The sequence below is a fragment of the Sphingomonas sp. Leaf21 genome (genome assembly GCF_916858675.1).
Taxonomy (GTDB): Bacteria; Pseudomonadota; Alphaproteobacteria; order Sphingomonadales; family Sphingomonadaceae; genus Sphingomonas.
This window is the reverse complement of record NZ_CAKASM010000002.1, coordinates 51,987-68,252: the sequence shown is the minus strand read 5'-3', so window position 1 is coordinate 68,252 and position 16,266 is coordinate 51,987. Positions and strand designations below refer to the sequence as shown.

Here is a 16,266-nt window from a genome sequence, read left to right as displayed (position 1 = left end):
AGTGCCGAGCGAAATTTTTTGTCCTGAGACGGAACTTTCGCCGAATCGATGGAACCAAGCGATCAAGCGAGCCGGGATGGGCAGAAAAACGACCCTTGCTCTGCTACATAGGTGAAGCGGGATTTCTGGGGTTTGAAGGATCACGATGCTCGATAATCTGGACGCTGCGCCGGGTCGGCGCGCGCTGTTGAAGAACGCGCTGGTGTTGGCTGGTGCGCTTGCGGTTCCGGGGGCGGCAGGTGCGCAGGGACGGCTGACGTCCGGCGATTTGCGGCCGATGCGCCAGCCACCTCTGCCCAATCATCCGACCTATGCCTCGCCCATTCCGGCGGAACCGATCCTCGCGTCGTCGCGGGTCGTCCGTCCGGCGCTGTTGCGCGCGGCGATGACCTCGCTCCAGCAGCATGGCAGCCGCGTGCGGCAGCGCGACCGTATGGCGATCGTCGACTTCGCCGTCGGCTCGTCGGAACCACGCCTGCACCTGGTCGATCTGGTCAGCGGGCACAGTACCTCGCTGCTCGTCTCGCACGGCAGCGGCTCGGACCCGTCGCACAGCGGCTATCTCCAGCGCTTCTCCAACGCGTTCAATTCGAACGCGAGCAGCGAGGGGGCGTTCCTGACCGACGACTATTATGTCGGCAAGCATGGCCGCTCGCAGCGCCTGATCGGGCTCGACCCGACCAACGACAACGCGCTCGGCCGCGCGATCGTCGTCCACTCGGCCTGGTACGCCAACAGCGACATGATCCGCACCCACGGGATGCTGGGCCGCAGCCAGGGCTGTTTCGCGGTCGGCGAGAACGACCTCGACCTCGTATTCGCCAATCTCGGCCCCGGCCGGATGATCTACGCGGCCAAGGTCTGATTGCCATCACGGACGGCCCTTCCCCAATCGGGCAGGGGCCGTCGGCGACGTCAGGCGGGATTATGCTCCGCCAGGAAGGCCGCCATGGCCTTCAGGAATTCCAGCCGATCCTCCGACCGGGTGAAGTGGTGATCGGCCAGCGGCTGTTCGATATAACGGACCGGCTTGCCCGCCGCCTTGAGCGCGGCGACCATCATCCGCGACTGGTCGACCGGCACGCGCTTGTCCTCCTTGCCGTGGACGATCAGTAGCGGCATCGTCATGCTGGCCGCGCCGAAGCGTGGCGAGACGGCGTGATAGTCGGGCGCCTGCTTGTGAAGCCAGTCGGCGCGCGTCTTGCCGAACAGGAAGCGCGAGTCATAGCGCTTCATGGACTGAAGATCGGACACCCCCGCATAGGACACCGCGCAGCGGTACAGCTTGCCGTCGCGCTGCGCCGCGCGCATCGCGGCATAGCCGCCATAGGATGCGCCGACCATGCACACCCGCTTGCTGTCGGCGATCCCCTGCGCCGCGAGCCAAGCGACCGCGTCATCGAGATCGTCCTGCATCTTGAGGCCCCATTCGCCCTGCCCCTTTTGCGCGAAGGCGGTGCCATAGCCCGATGACCCGCGATAATTGGGCTGGATCACCGCATAGCCCAGCTCGGCGAGATACTGGCTCCACCAGTCCCAGCTTTCGGCGTCGCGCGCGAACGGGCCGCCATGCGGCATCACGATCAACGGCAGGTTCCGGTCGCCCCGCCCTCGCGGCAGCGTCAGCACCGCCTCGATCTGCGTCCCGTCGCGTGCGGGATAGCGCAGGGTGCGGACCGGCGACAGCCGCTGTCCCCTGATCTGCGGATTGTCCCAGGCGAGGAACTGCATGTTCCCATATTCCGTATCCCAGTAATAGAGCGCGCCGGGGGTGGTTGGCCCGGCGACACGGATCAGGAAACGGGTGCGTTGGCGGTTCCAGGAGATGATCTCCGCCCGGCGCGGCGCCACCGCCTTGTCGACCTGAGCCTGCAAATCCTTGATTCGCGCATCGGTCCAGGCATCGTGATAATATTGGTCGGTGTAACGGATCGCCGAAATGTCGTCGCCCGTCTCGTTCGCGATGATCCCGTCGATGTCATAGCCCGCCAGATCGCTGACCTTGCGGCCCAGCTTCAGGTCGGGGAGCGTCACCTCGTACAGCGAGTCGAAGCCGTCACTGTCATCGATCGCGAGCGCGGTGCCGTCCGCGCGGAAGATGCTCGGCACCAGGATCGATTCGTCCTTGCGCCCATTGGCACGGGCGATCGTCTGGAACGACTCGCCGTTGGTCCGCCGATAGAGCAGCGACTTCTGCCGCGTCGTGTCGCTGTAGCGGATGCCCATCCGCAACTGGCCCTGGCCATCGGCATACCAGTCCCACACATCGGGCTGCCCCGAGGCGATCCGCTTCACCTTGCCGGTCGATACATCGGCCTCGAACACCGAGGGATAGACGTCCTCCATCGAATAGATGCCGGTCTGCTTGGCGAACAGGATGCGCGGGCTGCCGTCCCTGGCGACCCACAGCACCTCGTCGGCGCGAAAGCCCGACCGGTCCCAGTCGATCCGCGTCGTCCTGGTCATGTCGGCGGAGATGCCGAGCATCCGGGTGACATAATATTCCTCGCCCTGGATCACCTGCTTGGCCCCCAGTCCGACCAGCAGCCAGTCGTCATTGACCCAGCGCCACCAATTGACGTCGACCTTCTCGGCAAGCGGCACGACGGCGGTCTTGCCCTGATCCTTGATCAGCGGAACGACCACCAGATATTGCTTGCCGTTCAACCCGCGCTTGCCCGCGATCCGCGTGCCATCGGGCGACAGCGACGGCTTCTCCATTTCGGGCAAGGCGGCGAAGGCCTCGACCGGCAGCGTACCGGGCTTGGCGATGCCCGGTGTCGCGGGCTTTGCCGGTTCCTGGGTCCGGCCGGTCGATGCCGACAGAACAAGCGCCGCCATCGACGCACCCAGCATCCACATCCTACCGATCGTCATATATCCCCCCTGGCCGGACCATCTCCCAAAGGCCCGGTCGGGTATGGATATCACCCTGGCGACTCAGCGAAAGGGGGTTTCAGTGTCCCGGACCATGCTCGAAGCCGAGCCGGGGCGGCAGGGGAACGGGCCCTTGCGCGTCGTGGAGCGACAGCCCCTCGCCCGCATCGAAGCGACCGACCCGCGTCGCGGGCACTGGCGGGACGGCGCTGCCCGGCATGGCGAAGAGCAGCTCGTAATCGTCCCCCGCCGTCGCCGCCGCCACTCGGGCGGTGCGGTCGTCGCCGCCATGCGCCCGGGCCTCCGCCGACATCGGCACCGCGTCGAGATCAATCGCCACCGACACCCCGCTCGCCCGCGCCATCCGCACGGCGTCGATCAGCAGCCCGTCGGACACGTCCATCATCGCACCGACCACCGGGCCCAGCGCCCGCCCCTCGGTCAGGCGTGGCAGCGGGCGGCGATAGGCATCGCGCAGGGCGATCGGGCCATAGCCGCGTCGCGCGATCGCCAGCCCCAGGCCCGCATCGCCGATCGTGCCCGTGACCCACAGGCCGTCGCCCGCCCGCGCCCCGTCGCGCGCAGGCGCTGGCGCATCGCGCCCGAACGCCGTCAGCGTCAGGACACGCGGGCCGCGCAACGACACCGTGTCCCCGCCGATCAAGCGGACATGGAATCGGGTCAGCACCGCGCCAAAGCCATCCAGGAACGCCCGGTCCCAGGCGGCGTCGCCCAGCGGATAGTTGAGCATCACCCCCTCGACCAGCGCGCCCTTGGCGGCGAGGTCGGACAGGTTGGTCGCGACCAGCTTCCACGCGACATCGGCGGGCGGGTCATGGGGCAGGAAGTGCACCCCCTCGACCAGCGTGTCGGTGGTGACGACCAGCGGGCCTGCGTCGATCACCGCCCCGTCGTCCACCAGCCCGCGCGCGCCGGGGTGCAGCGGCATCCGGCGGAGCGCGGCGAGGAAATCCGTTTCGTTCATCGGGGCCCCGTTCGGTCAGGAGATAAGCGAAACGGAGCGGAGGATCAGGCCCGAGCGACCTTGGCGATCGCGTCGAGCAGGCCGTTGACGAAGCCCGCCTCGCGCTTTTCGTAAAAGGCGTGAGCGACGTCGACATATTCGCTGATCACCGCGCCCACCGGTACGTCGCGGCGGGCAATCAGTTCGTAGGTGCCCGCACGGAGCAGCGCCTTCATCGGCTTGTCCAGCCGGTTGAGCGTCCAACCGGTGGCCAGCTTGTCCTCGATCATCCGGTCGATCTCGCCCAGCCGCGCCTGGACGCCCTTGACGATATCGTCGAAGAAATCGACGTCGGCCTCGGCATATTCGACGTCTTCGATGGTCGCGCCGATGCGGTGATTGTGGAATTCATGGAGCAGCGTGGGCAGCGGGGTCTGTTCCATGTCGTGCTGATACAGGGCCTGGACGGCAGCAAGACGCGCGGCGGCGCGCGCCTGGGTACGGGCGGGAGGACGAGTCATCCGGCGGCCTTTACCGGGCTGTCACCGATCCGTCACGCCCTTTGGTATCCGTGGGGCGTGCGGGGCGAACTCGACGGCCAAGGTCCGACCCCGATCCTCCCCATCTCCGATGGGGAGGGGCCGACCCCAAGCTACCGATTCAGCCGCAACCGAAGCGCCACCGACTTGGCATGGGCGGGCAGCCCCTCGGCATAAGCCAGTGCCACCGTCGCCGGACCCAGCTCGGCCAGCGCCGTCTCGGTCAGCCCCAGGAAGCTCGTCCGCTTCATGAAGTCGAGCACCGATAGCCCGCTGGCGAAGCGCGCGCGGCGGCCGGTGGGCAGGACATGGTTGGGCCCCGCGACATAATCGCCGATCGCCTCGGGCGTATGGCGGCCCAGGAACACCGACCCGGCATGACGCAACCGGTCAAACAACGCCTGCGGATCGTCGACCGCCAGCTCCAGATGCTCGGGCGCCAGCCGGTCGACCAGCGGCATCGCGGCCTCCAGCGACTCGACCACGATAATCGCGCCGTTCGCGTCCCAGGCGGTGCGCGCCACGCTGGCGGTGGCCAGTTCGGGGATCTGGCGGTCGACCGCTTCGGCGACCCGTTGGGCGAAGTCGGCGTCGTCGGTGAACAGGATCGACTGGGTGACCGTGTCGTGCTCGGCCTGGCTCAGCAGGTCGGCGGCGATCCAGTCCGGATCGTTCTTGCCGTCCGCGACCACGACGATCTCGGAGGGGCCGGCGACCATGTCGATGCCGACCATGCCATAGACCTGGCGCTTGGCCTCCGCGACCCAGGCATTGCCGGGGCCGGTGACGACATCGACCCGCTGGATACGGCCTGCACCATAGGCCAGCGCGCCCACGGCCTGCGCCCCGCCGACGCGCCACACCTCGTCCACGCCCGCCAGATGCGCGGCGGCGAGGACCAGATGGTTGATCTCGCCCTTGGGCGTCGGCGTGACCATCACCAGCCGCTCGACGCCCGCCACCTTGGCCGGAATCGCGTTCATCAGCAGCGAGGAGGGATAGGCCGCGCGCCCGCCCGGAACGTAGATCCCGGCCGCATCCACCGCCGTCCAGCGCGCACCCAGGCGGACGCCCTGCGCATCGACATAGTCGGTATCGGTCGGCTTCTGCTTCTCGTGATACGCCCGGATCCGCGCGGCGGCGAGGTCGAGCGCGTGACGCAGCTCGGGCTCCAGCGCCTCATAGGCCGCGCGGCAGTCGGCCGGTTCGATCCGCCAGCCGCTCTCCGCCAGGTCATGGCCGTCAAACTGCTTGGTGAAGGCCGCCACCGCCGCCTCGCCATCGTCGCGAACCGCGCGCAGGATCACCTGCACGTCGCGCGCGACATCGGCGTCGCTCTCGCGCCGGGCGTCGACCAGTTCGTCGAAGGCGGCGGCGAAGCCCGCGTCGCGCGTATCGAGCCGGATCATGCGACGTCCCTTTCCGCCACAGCGCGGCGGAACGCCTCGACCAGCGGCACCACCTGCGCGCGCGTCTTCATCGCGGCGCGGTTGACCACCAGCCGCGAGGTGACCTCCTCGATCACCTCCACCTCGACCAGCCCGTTCTCCTTGAGCGTCCGGCCCGACGACACCAGGTCGACGATGCGCGGCGCCAGCCCCAGCGTGGGGGCCAGCTCCATCGCGCCGTTCAGCTTGACGCATTCGGCCTGCACCCCGCGCGCGGCGAAATGGCGGCTGGTGATGTGCGGATATTTGGTCGCGACGCGGACATGGCTCCACCCGCGCGGATCGTCGCTTTCCGCCATCTCCGCGGGTTCGGCGACCGAGATGCGGCAATGGCCGATCCGCAGGTCGACCGGCGCGTACAGTTCGGAATAGCCGAATTCGGACAGCACGTCCGACCCGACGATGCCCAGTTGCGCAGCGCCATGCGCGACGAAGGTGGCGACGTCGAAGGCGCGCACCCGGATCAGCTCGATGCCGGGGACATCGGTCGCGAAGCGCAGCGCGCGGCTGTCCTTGTCGGTGAAGGCCGCCTCTGGCCGGATCCCGGCGGCGGCGAGCAGCGGCAACGCCTCGGCCAGGATGCGTCCCTTGGGGACGGCGATGATCAGCGGCTGTGCGGAGGATATCGGGGGCATGAGGATCGGGGGCTTACCCACCCCCGGGATGGATCGCAATTCTTATCCTGCCCGAGCCGGACGCCGTGCCGAATGCCTTGTCGCGCCAGCCACATCACCCCATATCAGCCATCGAATCGGCCACGCCTTTCCTTTTGGCGGCTTTGCGGCTATGGCGGCGCCTCTTCGACATACCCTATAACACGACGAACCGAGGTATTTTTTGGCCAAGGAAGAACTGCTCGAGATGCGCGGCCGCGTGGTGGAACTGCTCCCCAATGCGATGTTCCGCGTCCAGCTCGAGAATGATCACGAGATCCTGGGGCACACGGCGGGCAAGATGCGCAAGAACCGCATCCGCGTGCTGGTCGGCGACGAGGTGCTCGTCGAGCTGACGCCTTACGACCTGACCAAGGGCCGGATCACCTACCGCTTCAAGTGAGCGAACGGCCCACCATGCCGGTCGTCCTTGCATCATCCTCCCCGCGCCGCCGCGACCTGCTGGCGCGACTGGGAGTCGTGCCCGACCGCACCGCCTCGCCCGATATCGACGAAGCACCCCGCCCCGCCGAGCTTCCGCGTGTCTACGCGCTGCGGCTGGCGGTGGAGAAGGCGCACGCGGTGGAGCGTGCCCAGGGTGAGATCGTCGTCGCGGGCGACACCACCATCGCCGTCGGCCGCCGCATCCTGCCCCCCGCCGAGACCGAGGATGTGCAGCGCAAGCTGCTGCGCCTGCTTTCCGGGCGGCGGCATCACGCGCTGTCGGCGGTGTGCGTCATCGACGCCACGGGCAAGGCGCGTACCCGGCTGGCCGACACGATCGTCGCGTTCAAGCCGCTCTGCGACGACGAGATCGACGCCTATATCGCCTGCGGCGAGGGACTGGGCAAAGCCGGGGGCTATGCCATCCAGGGCCGCGCCGAGGCGTTCGTCCGCTTCCTGCAAGGGTCCCATTCGGGCGTGATCGGCCTGCCGCTGTTCGAGACGCGCGCGCTGCTCAAGGCGGCCGGGCTGCCGCTTGTCTGAATGGCTCTATGAGGCCGGAATCGGCGAGGCGCGCGCCGCGCTGGTCGAGGATGGCCGGATCGTCCAGGCCGCGATCGAGCTGACCGGGACGTTGACCGTGGGCACGGTCGCGGCCGGACGGCTGGTCGAGCTGCGCCCCGGTCGACAGGGGCGGGTGACGCTGGCGACGGGCGGCGACGTGCTGTTGTCGCCCGTGCCCGGGGGGATGACGCAAGGCTCGACGCTGACCGTCCTCGTCAGCCGGGAGGCGATCCCCGAACGCGGCCGCTCCAAGCTGCCCAAGGCGGTCGTCGCGCCCGAAGACGCCCTGCCCGCCGCCGGTCCCGATCTGCGCGCGCGGATCATGGCGAGCGGCATCGCCGTCCGCGAACTCCTGCCGCACCAGCCCGACGATCTGGAAGCGGCAGGCTGGTCCGAACTGCTCGACGAGGCGGTGACCGGCGAGATCGGCTTCGGCCCCGGCGTGCTGCGCATGACGCCGACCCCCGCCATGACGCTGTTCGACGTCGACGGATCGCCCCCGCACGAGCCGCTGTCCATCGCCGCCGCACGCGCGGTCGCCGAGGCGATCCTTCGCCACGGCATCGGCGGATCGATCGGGATCGACTTCCCGACGCTGGAGGGCAGGGGGCCGCGCCAGGCGGTGGCGGAGGCGCTCGACGCCAGTCTCCCCCTTCCCTTCGAGCGGACGGCGGTCAACGGCTTCGGCTTCCTGCAGATCGTGCGGCCCCGCCCGCGTGCCTCGATCCCCGAGCGGCTGGGCATCGACCCCATCGGTGCCCGGACCCGCGCCCTGCTGCGCCAATGGGAGCGCGAGCCGCCCGGCGCCACGCCGGTCCACCGCGTCTCCGCCGCCATTTACGATCGCCTGATGGCGCATCCCGACTGGCGCGAAACGCTCGAACGCCGCACCGGCCGTCCCCTGCAACTGGAACGCTCATGACCACCTGCCCCATCTGCGACAAGCCGACCGCCGCCGAGCACGCCCCCTTCTGCTCCCGCGGATGCAAGGATCGGGACCTTCTGCAATGGCTGGGCGACGGTTATCGCATTCCCGTCAAAGAAAGTGACGAGGAAGGGCTGGACACCGGCGAAAACCACCCCTAAAGGCACGCCTCCAATCGCAATCGCGGTGTGGGCCCAAGTAGCTCAGTTGGTAGAGCATGCGACTGAAAATCGCAGTGTCGGTGGTTCGATCCCGCCCTTGGGCACCATTTTCCCCTACATCGTCAAACGCATAGAGCGACACTGACAAGCGTCGGCACGCGCGTGGTTCCGCGTCGGCCGTCCTTCGGCCCACCCGCCCCCCGTCAGGTCGTGGCGATGGGATCGAGGACATAGGCGACACGCTCGGCCAGATCCTCGATATGGTCGAGAAACCGCGCGAAGTGCGGCGTCGCGCGATGGGCGGTGACGGCCGCCATGTCCGTGTAGAGCTCGTCGAGGACGAACCGGCTGGCGTCGCCCTGATCCTGCCAGAGGTCGTAGCGCAGGTTGCCCGGCTCGGCGCGGCTGGGGACCAGCATGGCGTCGAGCAACTGGCGCAGACCCTCCACAGCGTCCGCGCGGGCGGTCAGGACGGCGATGATCTTCACAGGGGCGGTCATGACATTGGCGCCTTGTCGATGGGGTTTGCGGCACATCCTGTCGCCAGGCGGCCCCTGGTGGCGCCTGGCATCATGCCGCCGCCTCCACGAAGATGGGCAGCTCGCTCGCCGCCTCGGTCCGCGTATCGGCGAAGTTGGACACCGTCACGCCGACCAGGCGTATGCCCTTCTCCGTCGGCAGCACCGATCGGATCAGGTCGATCGCGGCACGGTGCAACCCCTCTTGGGTCGTCACCGGCGTCGGCTGGCTGCGGCGGCGTGTGATCTGGTGGAAGTCGGCATATTTGACCTTGACCGTGACGGTCCGCCCGAACGCCTGCCTTGCCTCGCACCAGTGCCAGACATCGTCCGCCATCCGCAGCACCCCGGCCTCGATCTCCCCCGGCTCGGTCAGGTCGCGGTCGAAGGTCGTCTCCGATCCCGAGGACTTGCGCACCCGGTTGGGATTGACCGGGCGATCATCCTGCCCCCGCGCGATCGCGTGATACCATTCGGCCGCGCTGCCGAAATGCTGTTGCAGGAAGGACAGCGACTTGGCCTTCAGGTCCGCGCCCGTCTCGATCCCCAGCCGCTTCATCTTCTCCGCCGTCACCGGCCCGACACCGTGAAAGCGGCTGACGGGCAGCGTCTCGACCCAGTCCGCGCCCATCTCCGGGGTCACGGCGAACTGGCCATTGGGCTTGCGATGATCGGAGGCGAGCTTGGCCAGGAACTTGTTGTACGAAACCCCGGCAGACGCGGTCAGCCCGGTTTCCGCCAATATGTCCGCGCGGATCGCCCTGGCGGTCAGCCACGCGGTCCCGAGCCCACACTTGTCGGCGGTCACGTCCAGATAGGCCTCGTCGAGCGAGAGCGGCTGGATCAGGTCGGTATAGCGCGCGAAGACATCGTGGATCTGGCGCGACACGTCCCGATACACCTCGAAGCGCGGCGGCACGAAGACCAGGTCGGGGCAGCGGCGCAACGCGGTGACCGAGGGCAATGCCGAACGAACGCCGAACTTGCGCGCTTCGTAGCTGGCCGCCGCCACCACGCCACGTGCGGCGGCATGGCCGACCGCGACCGGCCGACCGCGAAGCGACGGATCGTCACGCTGCTCGACCGACGCGAAGAAGGCGTCCATGTCGACGTGGATGATCTTGCGCACCGTCATGCGCCCCTTTAACGCAGGCAGAACGAATTGTGAACACGTCGCCGGATTTCGCGCGGATATCCGGTCGCTTAGCCTGGGGCCGATCAACATTCAGCTTATTCTCTCCTCTCCCCTCCACGAGGGGTGAGGGAAGGACAGGCATGGTTGAACGTCGATCCGGCCTAGAAGCCCCACCTGCCAAGGGCCGGTTGCAGAAACTGCAGTCGCGCTTGTTTCTTTCGCCCGGAAGCGAACCGCGCTCGAAACGTTCATTGCGCATCCGGTGGCCGATGGCCCTTCCTAGCGATGGACATGAAGACGATGAGCAAGACGATCGCCGACCTGCTGAACGACACGCTGGTCGAGGCTGGGGTGAAGCGCATCTGGGGCGTGACCGGCGACAGCCTCAACGCCTTCAACGACAGCATGCGTCGCTCGGGCGAGATCGCGTGGATGCATGTCCGCAACGAGGAGGCCGGGGCCTTCGCCGCCGGGGCGGAGGCTGCGGCGACCGGCGCGCTGGCGGTGTGCGCGGGCAGTTGCGGGCCGGGCAACCTGCACCTGATCAACGGGCTGTTCGACTGCCATCGCAACCACGTGCCCGTGCTGGCGATCGCCGCGCATATCCCGTCGAGCGAGATCGGGCTCGCCTATTTCCAGGAAACGCATCCCACCGAGCTGTTCCGCGAATGCAGCCATTTCTGCGAAATGGTACAGGACGCGCGGCAGATGCCTGAATTGCTCCACCGTGCGATCCGCACCGCGATCGGCCAGCGCGGCGTCGCGGTGCTGGTGATCCCCGGCGACGTGGCGCTGCAAAAGGCGCCCGAGACGCGCGCCGTCCCCTTCCCCGCGCTCGCCGCGCCCCGGCTGATGCCCGACGATGCCAGCGTCGGCCAGGTCGCCGAGCTGGTCAACGCGTCCAAGGCGGTCACGCTGCTGTGCGGATCGGGCACCGCGGGCGCGCATGACGAAGTGGTGGCGCTCGCCGCCGCGCTGAAGGCGCCGATCGTCCACGCCTATCGCGGCAAGGAATGGATCGAGTACGACAATCCCTATGATGTCGGCATGACCGGGCTGATCGGCTTCTCCTCGGGCTATCATGCGATGATGGAGTGCGACACGCTGTTGATGCTGGGCACCGACTTTCCGTATCGCAACTTCTACCCCGAAAAGGCGAAGGTGGTGCAGGTCGACCGCGATCCGGGTGCGCTCGGTCGGCGCGTGCCGCTCGACCTGGGCATCGTGGCGGACGTGAAGGAATTCGCCGCGCGGCTGACCCCGCTCGTCCGGCCCGAGCGCGACGGGCGCTTCCTCGACAAGGCGCGCGCCCACTATCGCGATGCGCGCAAGGGGCTGGACGACCTCGCCAGCCCACGCGACGGGGAGAAGCCGCTCCATCCGCAATATGTCGCCGCGATGGTCGATCGGCTGGCGGATGCGGACACGGTCTTCACCGCCGATGTCGGCACGCCCGCGGTCTGGGCCGCGCGCTACCTGACGATGAACGGACGGCGGCGGCTGATCGGGTCGTTCAACCATGGCTCGATGGCCAATGCGCTGCCCCAGGCGCTGGGGGTGCAGGGCGCCTTTCCCGGTCGGCAGGTGGTATCGCTGTCGGGCGATGGCGGCCTTACGATGCTGATGGGCGACATGCTGACCGCCGTACAGATGGGCCTGCCGATCAAGATCGTCGTCTTCAACAACGGGACGCTGGGCTTCGTCGAGATGGAGCAGAAGGCGGCGGGCTATGTCGACGCCAATGTCTCACTGAAGAACCCGGACTTTGCCGCGATCGCGCGGGAGATGGGCTATTTCGGCGCACGGGTCACCCGATCCGACGCGTTGGAGGGGGCGTTGCGCGAGGCGTTCGCGCATGATGGCCCCGCGCTGGTCGATGTCGTCACCGAAGGGCTCGAGCTGATCATGCCGCCCAAGATCCAGGCCGAGCAGGCCAAGGGGTTCAGCCTCTACGCGCTGCGCGCGGTGCTCAGCGGACGCGGGGACGAGGTGGTCGAGCTGGCCAAGGCGAATCTGCTGCGGTGAGGCCACGCCCCCCAAACCTCTCCCCTCCCGCAAGCGGGAGGGGCCGGGGGAGGGCAAGGGGCCTCACCCAGCCCCCGGCTTCACGGATAGCTGACCGTCTTCGGCACTTCCGGGATCTCGATCCGCTCGACATCGTCTCCCGGCACGGTCGGAAACTCGCGGGCCTTCCAGGCGCGCTTGGCCTCCTCGATCCGTTCGCGGCGTGAGGATACGAAGTTCCACCACACATGGCGCGGCGTGGTGAACGCATCGCCGCCGCACAGCATCACCCGACCGCCGCGTTCGGAGCGAAGCGTCGCCGCGATCCCCGGCTTCAGGATGTAGAGCCGCTGCGGCTCCAGCGTCATCCCCTCCAGGCTCGCCTCGCCAAGCGCGCAATAGACCGCGCGCTCCTCGGCGCTCGCGTCGATCGGGATGCTGCCACCCGGCTCCAGCGCGATATCGGCATAGATGGTGCCCGCATAGGTCGTGGTCGGCGCCCGCTGGCCCCAGAGTTCGCCCATGATGACCCGTGCGGTCGCCCCCTGCCCCGCGATCACGGGCAGTGCTTCGGCGGGTACATGTTCGAAGTCGGGGTCCATCTCCTCCTGCGCCTCGGGCAGGGCGAGCCAGGTCTGGATGCCCGACAACACCGGCCCCTGCGGCCGCATCTCGCCGGGCGAGCGTTCGGAGTGGACGATGCCATGCCCCGCCGTCATCAGGTTCACCGCCCCCGGCTCGATCACCAGATCGCTGCCCAGCGAATCGCGGTGCCCGATCGCGCCTTCGAACAGATAGGTGACGGTCGCCAGGTTGATGTGCGGATGCGGCCGCACGTCGATCCCGGAGCCGGGCTGCAACTGCGCCGGGCCCATCTGGTCGAAGAACAGGAAGGGGCCGACCATCGTCCGCTCCTTGTTGGGCAGCGTCCGGTGAACCTTGAACCCGCCCAGATCATGGGTGGAGGGCTGCAACGTGCGCAGCAGGAAATCGTCAAACATGAGTCGGCTCCGTGGCGTCGAGCAAGTCGATCAGATCGGTCGGGAAATAGGGTTCGTCGTGGCGCGCCAGCTCCTCGCGGGAAAACCAGCGCCAGCTCCGCATGACCCGCTGCTCGAGCGGGGTATGGCCGTCACCGGTCACGTCATGCGAATCGACATCGACGCGGAAATAGCGCTCGTCCGCCTCCACCTCGACACCCTCGATGGTGCGGAATGCGACCTGTCGCCGGGCGACCTGCGGTCCGCAATCGCGGTCGAGCCCGGTCTCCTCCAGCAATTCGCGACGCGCGGCGCGTTCATAGGTCTCGCCAGGGTCGACCGCGCCGCCGGGGGTGCACCAGAAGGGCGGACGATCGTCGGGTGTGAAACGGAACATCAGCGTCCGTCCGGCCGCGTCGACCAGCAATATCCGCGCAGCGGGGCGGGGCAGGCGTGTCATGCGGCATCAAGCTCCGGATAATGGCGGAAAATCCCGTCCTCATTGAACGCCTGCCGCCGGTCGCTGTCCAGATAGGCGGCGATGCCGGGCAGCGCCCTGACCCGATCATGGAGGGCGATCAGCGCGGGATAATCACCCTCGACCGCCGCCATCCGCTTCGGGAACATGTAGCGCAGCCCCGCGACGAGCTGGAACAGCGAGGTGTCGACCGGCGACCAGCGGTCGCCCGCCATCCAGTCGCGCGTCCCCAGCGCCCCCTCGAAATAGCGCAGGAATTTGGGGATGCGTTCGTCGCGGAACCGGGCGGCGGCGCGAGCGGCCTCGGGCTTCTGCTCGTGATAATAGGCCATCACCGCAACCGGGTGATGGACGTTGTGGACCTCGGCGACCATGTCGCTGATCGTCAGTTGCAGCTGATGAAGCCAGACGCGATCGGCCTCTGGCGCCAGATCGTGCCGCTCGGTCAGCCAGTGGAGGATGTTGGCGACCTGCGCGATGGCCTCTCCCTCGACCCGCAGATAGGGCGGCGCGAAGGGCGGGCGATCGCCCTTGCCCATGTCGGCGAGCAGCGCCTCGGCACCCTGCTCGGGCCCGCGATCGCGATAGGGAAGACCCGCCGCCTCCAGCGTCAGCCGGACGAACTCGCCGCGTCCCGGCAAGCCGGGCCAGTACCACAGGTCATAGGGCATTCGCTTACTCCTCGGGCGCCTTCGCGCTGATCGCCAGCGCATGGATCCGTTCCGACAACAGATCGGCGAGCGCGTGGTTCACCATGCGCTGGCGGGCGACGCGCGACTGGCCCGCAAAGGCGGGTGCGACCACGACGACGCGAAAATGGCTTTCGCCGGTGCCGTCATCGCCCAGATGGCCGCTGTGCATCGCGCTTTCGTTGATGACCTCCAACCGGGTCGGGGACAGCGCCTCGGTCAGGCGGATGGCGATCTGGTCGGCGACGGTCCGGCCGGGGGCGGCGGTGGTGATATCGGTCATGGCCCCTATATAGACCGTTTTTCAGGATAAAGCGGATAACTGTGACGCGTCGGTCGAGCAGCGATACCTCCAGGACGAAACCCGGTGCGCGCTTTCATGGTCGCGTCGAGAATAGCGGTCGCGCCTGCGACCATCCGGGCTGCGTCGAATCGGGCGAGTTCCGGGCACCGCCGGCGGAGGGTGCGCGCAGCGGCGACGGTCCGGGGCAGTTCCGCTGGTTCTGCCTGGAGCATGTCCGCGCGTTCAACAGCCGCTACAACTTCTTCGAAGGGATGAGCGCGGACGAGATCCATCGTGCCCAACGCCCCTATTCGGGCTGGGAACGCGAAACGCGCGCCTTCGCGCAAGGCGGCACCGATCCCGGACCGCGCTGGGCCGACTTCTCCGATCCGCTCGACGCGATCGCCGCCCGCTATCGTCGCGAGGCCGCGCCCGAACGTTCGGACGGCAAGCCGCTATCGGGGCAGGATCGCGAAAGCCTGAAGGTGCTGGGGCTGGAGGCGGATGCCGACCGCAGCGCGCTCCGGCGGCGGTACAGCGAATTGGTCCGCCGCTATCACCCTGACCGCAACGGCGGCGACCGTGCCCATGAGGCACGGCTGCAAAAGGTCATCGCGGCCTACCAGCAACTCCGCCAGGCCCCGGCGTTCGCCTGATCCTCCCCGTGCCGGGGAGGATGTTCAGATTCGCGGCCCCACCAATCCGAATCGCGCGCCCTGCGGGTCGAGGACCGACATCGAATACTGCCCGCCGGGTATTTCCGTCGGCCCATATTCGATCGTCCCGCCCCCCTCGCTCACCCGCGCCGCCGCCAGGTCGATATCGGCGACCGAGAAATAGAAACGCCACCCCGGCGTTCCCCCCGGCGGGCACCCCATCAGCGCGCCGAGCATCACCGGTCCATCGGCCAGGAAGCGATATTCGCCCAGATCCCCCATCGGCATCCCGCCCTGGTGCGCCCAGCCGAAGTGCCGCCCGAAAAAGGCGAGCGCGCGGTCGGGGTCGCTGGCGATCCGCTCATTCCAGGTGACGTGACCGACGCTGTCGCCGGTGCCGTGTTCGGCAAAGGCGCGCGACGTCTGCTCGTCCTCGGACGCCATGATGTAGAAGGGCGCGCCCAGCGGATCGGTGACCAGCGCCATCCGCCCGACCCCCGGCATCGTCCAGGCTGGCATCAGCACCCGCCCGCCATCCTCGACGATCGCGCCGAGCGATTCGTCGACATCGACGACCGGCAGATAGCCGAGCCAAACCGGCCCGCCGGGCGATCCGGGCGGCCGCTGCATCAGGCCGCCGATCGCCACGCCCTCGCCCGTCGCCAGGATCCGATAGTCGCGGTCGGGAATGCCGCTGTCGCAGACCTGCCAGTTCAGCAGCCGGGCGTAGAAATCCTGCGCCGCGTCGACATCGTCGGCCAGCAGTTCGTACCAGATGAAATTCGCCATATCACCTGTCCCCTTCGAAACGTCGCGCCGTTTCAAGGCGGTAGACCGCCCCTTCCGCGCCGACTCGGGGGGCAGGATGACCGCGAAACGCCGCCGCCGCAATGACCCCGCATCGCGCTTCTTGGCGATCCTTGCCATTGAGTAGGGAGCCGCGCTTGG

19 protein-coding genes and 1 tRNA gene are annotated in these 16,266 nt (G+C 68.1%); 8 read left to right on the top strand and 12 right to left on the bottom strand.

Features of this window, described 5'->3' with window-relative positions; genetic code table 11:
- Nucleotides 1-145: 145 nt before the first annotated feature.
- Nucleotides 146-865 carry a murein L,D-transpeptidase catalytic domain family protein gene (locus LRP66_RS02870; RefSeq protein ID WP_230481006.1) on the top strand — a complete coding sequence of 240 codons (720 nt, stop codon included), beginning with the start codon at nucleotides 146-148 and terminating at the stop codon, nucleotides 863-865.
- 50 nt (nucleotides 866-915) lie between these two features.
- Here LRP66_RS02870 and LRP66_RS02865 read toward each other — a convergent pair whose 3' ends face one another.
- The 5 genes from LRP66_RS02865 to hisG all read right to left on the bottom strand — a co-directional run bounded on the left by LRP66_RS02865 (nucleotide 916) and on the right by hisG (nucleotide 6,463).
- On the bottom strand, nucleotides 916-2,877 hold the full coding sequence (locus tag LRP66_RS02865; protein ID WP_230481005.1) for an alpha/beta hydrolase family protein: 1,962 nt from the start codon (nucleotides 2,875-2,877) through the stop codon (nucleotides 916-918).
- Nucleotides 2,878-2,956: 79 nt separating this feature from the next.
- Nucleotides 2,957-3,862 carry a thiamine-phosphate kinase gene (thiL, locus tag LRP66_RS02860; protein WP_230481004.1) on the bottom strand — a complete coding sequence of 302 codons (906 nt, stop codon included), beginning with the start codon at nucleotides 3,860-3,862 and terminating at the stop codon, nucleotides 2,957-2,959.
- Between the two features lie 44 nt (nucleotides 3,863-3,906).
- Entirely contained in the window at nucleotides 3,907-4,362 is a 456-nt protein-coding gene (gene nusB / locus LRP66_RS02855; protein ID WP_230481003.1) for a transcription antitermination factor NusB, read from the bottom strand.
- Between the two features lie 131 nt (nucleotides 4,363-4,493).
- On the bottom strand, nucleotides 4,494-5,789 hold the full coding sequence (gene hisD, locus LRP66_RS02850; RefSeq protein WP_230481002.1) for a histidinol dehydrogenase: 1,296 nt from the start codon (nucleotides 5,787-5,789) through the stop codon (nucleotides 4,494-4,496).
- A complete protein-coding gene (gene hisG / locus LRP66_RS02845) occupies nucleotides 5,786-6,463 on the bottom strand; it encodes an ATP phosphoribosyltransferase (protein ID WP_230481001.1) in 678 nt (225 codons plus the stop codon). Before hisG ends, hisD begins: the two co-directional genes overlap by 4 nt.
- 202 nt (nucleotides 6,464-6,665) lie before the next feature.
- Between hisG and infA the strand changes: the two genes are divergently transcribed.
- The 5 genes from infA (at nucleotide 6,666) to LRP66_RS02820 (ending at nucleotide 8,682) form a co-directional block, all read left to right on the top strand.
- Nucleotides 6,666-6,884: a translation initiation factor IF-1 gene (gene infA / locus LRP66_RS02840; RefSeq protein WP_007403889.1), complete on the top strand. Its 219-nt coding sequence runs from the start codon at nucleotides 6,666-6,668 to the stop codon at nucleotides 6,882-6,884.
- A 14-nt stretch (nucleotides 6,885-6,898) separates the two neighbouring features.
- Nucleotides 6,899-7,468 carry a Maf family protein gene (locus LRP66_RS02835; protein ID WP_230481000.1) on the top strand — a complete coding sequence of 190 codons (570 nt, stop codon included), beginning with the start codon at nucleotides 6,899-6,901 and terminating at the stop codon, nucleotides 7,466-7,468.
- On the top strand, nucleotides 7,461-8,411 hold the full coding sequence (locus LRP66_RS02830) for a ribonuclease (RefSeq protein ID WP_230480999.1): 951 nt from the start codon (nucleotides 7,461-7,463) through the stop codon (nucleotides 8,409-8,411). Before LRP66_RS02835 ends, LRP66_RS02830 begins: the two co-directional genes overlap by 8 nt.
- Nucleotides 8,408-8,575 carry a DNA gyrase inhibitor YacG gene (locus LRP66_RS02825; RefSeq protein WP_230480998.1) on the top strand — a complete coding sequence of 56 codons (168 nt, stop codon included), beginning with the start codon at nucleotides 8,408-8,410 and terminating at the stop codon, nucleotides 8,573-8,575. The genes LRP66_RS02830 and LRP66_RS02825 overlap by 4 nt, the downstream gene beginning before the upstream one ends.
- 31 nt (nucleotides 8,576-8,606) lie before the next feature.
- Nucleotides 8,607-8,682, top strand: a tRNA-Phe gene (locus LRP66_RS02820).
- Nucleotides 8,683-8,778: 96 nt separating this feature from the next.
- Here LRP66_RS02820 and LRP66_RS02815 read toward each other — a convergent pair.
- Together LRP66_RS02815 and dinB are read right to left on the bottom strand one after the other, a co-directional pair.
- A complete protein-coding gene (locus LRP66_RS02815; protein WP_230480997.1) occupies nucleotides 8,779-9,075 on the bottom strand; it encodes a putative quinol monooxygenase in 297 nt (98 codons plus the stop codon).
- Nucleotides 9,076-9,145: 70 nt separating this feature from the next.
- Nucleotides 9,146-10,228 carry a DNA polymerase IV gene (dinB, locus tag LRP66_RS02810; protein WP_230480996.1) on the bottom strand — a complete coding sequence of 361 codons (1,083 nt, stop codon included), beginning with the start codon at nucleotides 10,226-10,228 and terminating at the stop codon, nucleotides 9,146-9,148.
- Between the two features lie 300 nt (nucleotides 10,229-10,528).
- Between dinB and poxB the strand changes: the two genes are divergently transcribed.
- Nucleotides 10,529-12,253: a ubiquinone-dependent pyruvate dehydrogenase gene (gene poxB / locus LRP66_RS02805; protein ID WP_230480995.1), complete on the top strand. Its 1,725-nt coding sequence runs from the start codon at nucleotides 10,529-10,531 to the stop codon at nucleotides 12,251-12,253.
- A gap of 80 nt (nucleotides 12,254-12,333) precedes the next feature.
- Here the strand turns inward: poxB and LRP66_RS02800 are convergent, their stop codons facing one another.
- Genes LRP66_RS02800 through LRP66_RS02785 form a run of 4 tightly spaced genes read right to left on the bottom strand, consistent with a single transcriptional unit; the run spans nucleotide 12,334 to nucleotide 14,662 of the window.
- Complete coding sequence (locus tag LRP66_RS02800) at nucleotides 12,334-13,233, bottom strand: pirin family protein (RefSeq protein ID WP_230480994.1); 900 nt, start codon at nucleotides 13,231-13,233, stop codon at nucleotides 12,334-12,336.
- Entirely contained in the window at nucleotides 13,226-13,672 is a 447-nt protein-coding gene (locus LRP66_RS02795; RefSeq protein ID WP_230480993.1) for an NUDIX hydrolase, read from the bottom strand. The genes LRP66_RS02800 and LRP66_RS02795 overlap by 8 nt, the downstream gene beginning before the upstream one ends.
- Nucleotides 13,669-14,361 carry a glutathione S-transferase gene (locus tag LRP66_RS02790; RefSeq protein ID WP_230480992.1) on the bottom strand — a complete coding sequence of 231 codons (693 nt, stop codon included), beginning with the start codon at nucleotides 14,359-14,361 and terminating at the stop codon, nucleotides 13,669-13,671. Before LRP66_RS02790 ends, LRP66_RS02795 begins: the two co-directional genes overlap by 4 nt.
- A gap of 4 nt (nucleotides 14,362-14,365) precedes the next feature.
- On the bottom strand, nucleotides 14,366-14,662 hold the full coding sequence (locus LRP66_RS02785) for a BolA family protein (RefSeq protein WP_230480991.1): 297 nt from the start codon (nucleotides 14,660-14,662) through the stop codon (nucleotides 14,366-14,368).
- Between the two features lie 41 nt (nucleotides 14,663-14,703).
- On the opposite strand from LRP66_RS02785, the gene LRP66_RS02780 reads away from it, so the two are divergent.
- Nucleotides 14,704-15,318, top strand: coding sequence for a J domain-containing protein (locus tag LRP66_RS02780; protein ID WP_230480990.1), 615 nt, complete (start codon nucleotides 14,704-14,706; stop codon nucleotides 15,316-15,318).
- A 24-nt stretch (nucleotides 15,319-15,342) separates the two neighbouring features.
- Here LRP66_RS02780 and LRP66_RS02775 read toward each other — a convergent pair whose 3' ends face one another.
- On the bottom strand, nucleotides 15,343-16,107 hold the full coding sequence (locus LRP66_RS02775) for a VOC family protein (RefSeq protein WP_230480989.1): 765 nt from the start codon (nucleotides 16,105-16,107) through the stop codon (nucleotides 15,343-15,345).
- Nucleotides 16,108-16,266: the final 159 nt, after the last annotated feature.

Bases quoted from the DNA above. Each gene is read 5' to 3' on its own strand.
- LRP66_RS02870 (WP_230481006.1), top strand. From the start codon at position 146: ATGCTCGATAATCTGGACGCTGCGCCGGGTCGGCGCGCGCTGTTGAAG.
- LRP66_RS02865 (WP_230481005.1), bottom strand. From the start codon at position 2,877: ATGACGATCGGTAGGATGTGGATGCTGGGTGCGTCGATGGCGGCGCTT.
- thiL (WP_230481004.1), bottom strand. From the start codon at position 3,862: ATGAACGAAACGGATTTCCTCGCCGCGCTCCGCCGGATGCCGCTGCAC.
- nusB (WP_230481003.1), bottom strand. From the start codon at position 4,362: ATGACTCGTCCTCCCGCCCGTACCCAGGCGCGCGCCGCCGCGCGTCTT.
- hisD (WP_230481002.1), bottom strand. From the start codon at position 5,789: ATGATCCGGCTCGATACGCGCGACGCGGGCTTCGCCGCCGCCTTCGAC.
- hisG (WP_230481001.1), bottom strand. From the start codon at position 6,463: ATGCCCCCGATATCCTCCGCACAGCCGCTGATCATCGCCGTCCCCAAG.
- LRP66_RS02835 (WP_230481000.1), top strand. From the start codon at position 6,899: ATGCCGGTCGTCCTTGCATCATCCTCCCCGCGCCGCCGCGACCTGCTG.
- LRP66_RS02825 (WP_230480998.1), top strand. From the start codon at position 8,408: ATGACCACCTGCCCCATCTGCGACAAGCCGACCGCCGCCGAGCACGCC.
- LRP66_RS02815 (WP_230480997.1), bottom strand. From the start codon at position 9,075: ATGACCGCCCCTGTGAAGATCATCGCCGTCCTGACCGCCCGCGCGGAC.
- dinB (WP_230480996.1), bottom strand. From the start codon at position 10,228: ATGACGGTGCGCAAGATCATCCACGTCGACATGGACGCCTTCTTCGCG.
- poxB (WP_230480995.1), top strand. From the start codon at position 10,529: ATGAGCAAGACGATCGCCGACCTGCTGAACGACACGCTGGTCGAGGCT.
- LRP66_RS02800 (WP_230480994.1), bottom strand. From the start codon at position 13,233: ATGTTTGACGATTTCCTGCTGCGCACGTTGCAGCCCTCCACCCATGAT.
- LRP66_RS02795 (WP_230480993.1), bottom strand. From the start codon at position 13,672: ATGACACGCCTGCCCCGCCCCGCTGCGCGGATATTGCTGGTCGACGCG.
- LRP66_RS02790 (WP_230480992.1), bottom strand. From the start codon at position 14,361: ATGCCCTATGACCTGTGGTACTGGCCCGGCTTGCCGGGACGCGGCGAG.
- LRP66_RS02785 (WP_230480991.1), bottom strand. From the start codon at position 14,662: ATGACCGATATCACCACCGCCGCCCCCGGCCGGACCGTCGCCGACCAG.
- LRP66_RS02775 (WP_230480989.1), bottom strand. From the start codon at position 16,107: ATGGCGAATTTCATCTGGTACGAACTGCTGGCCGACGATGTCGACGCG.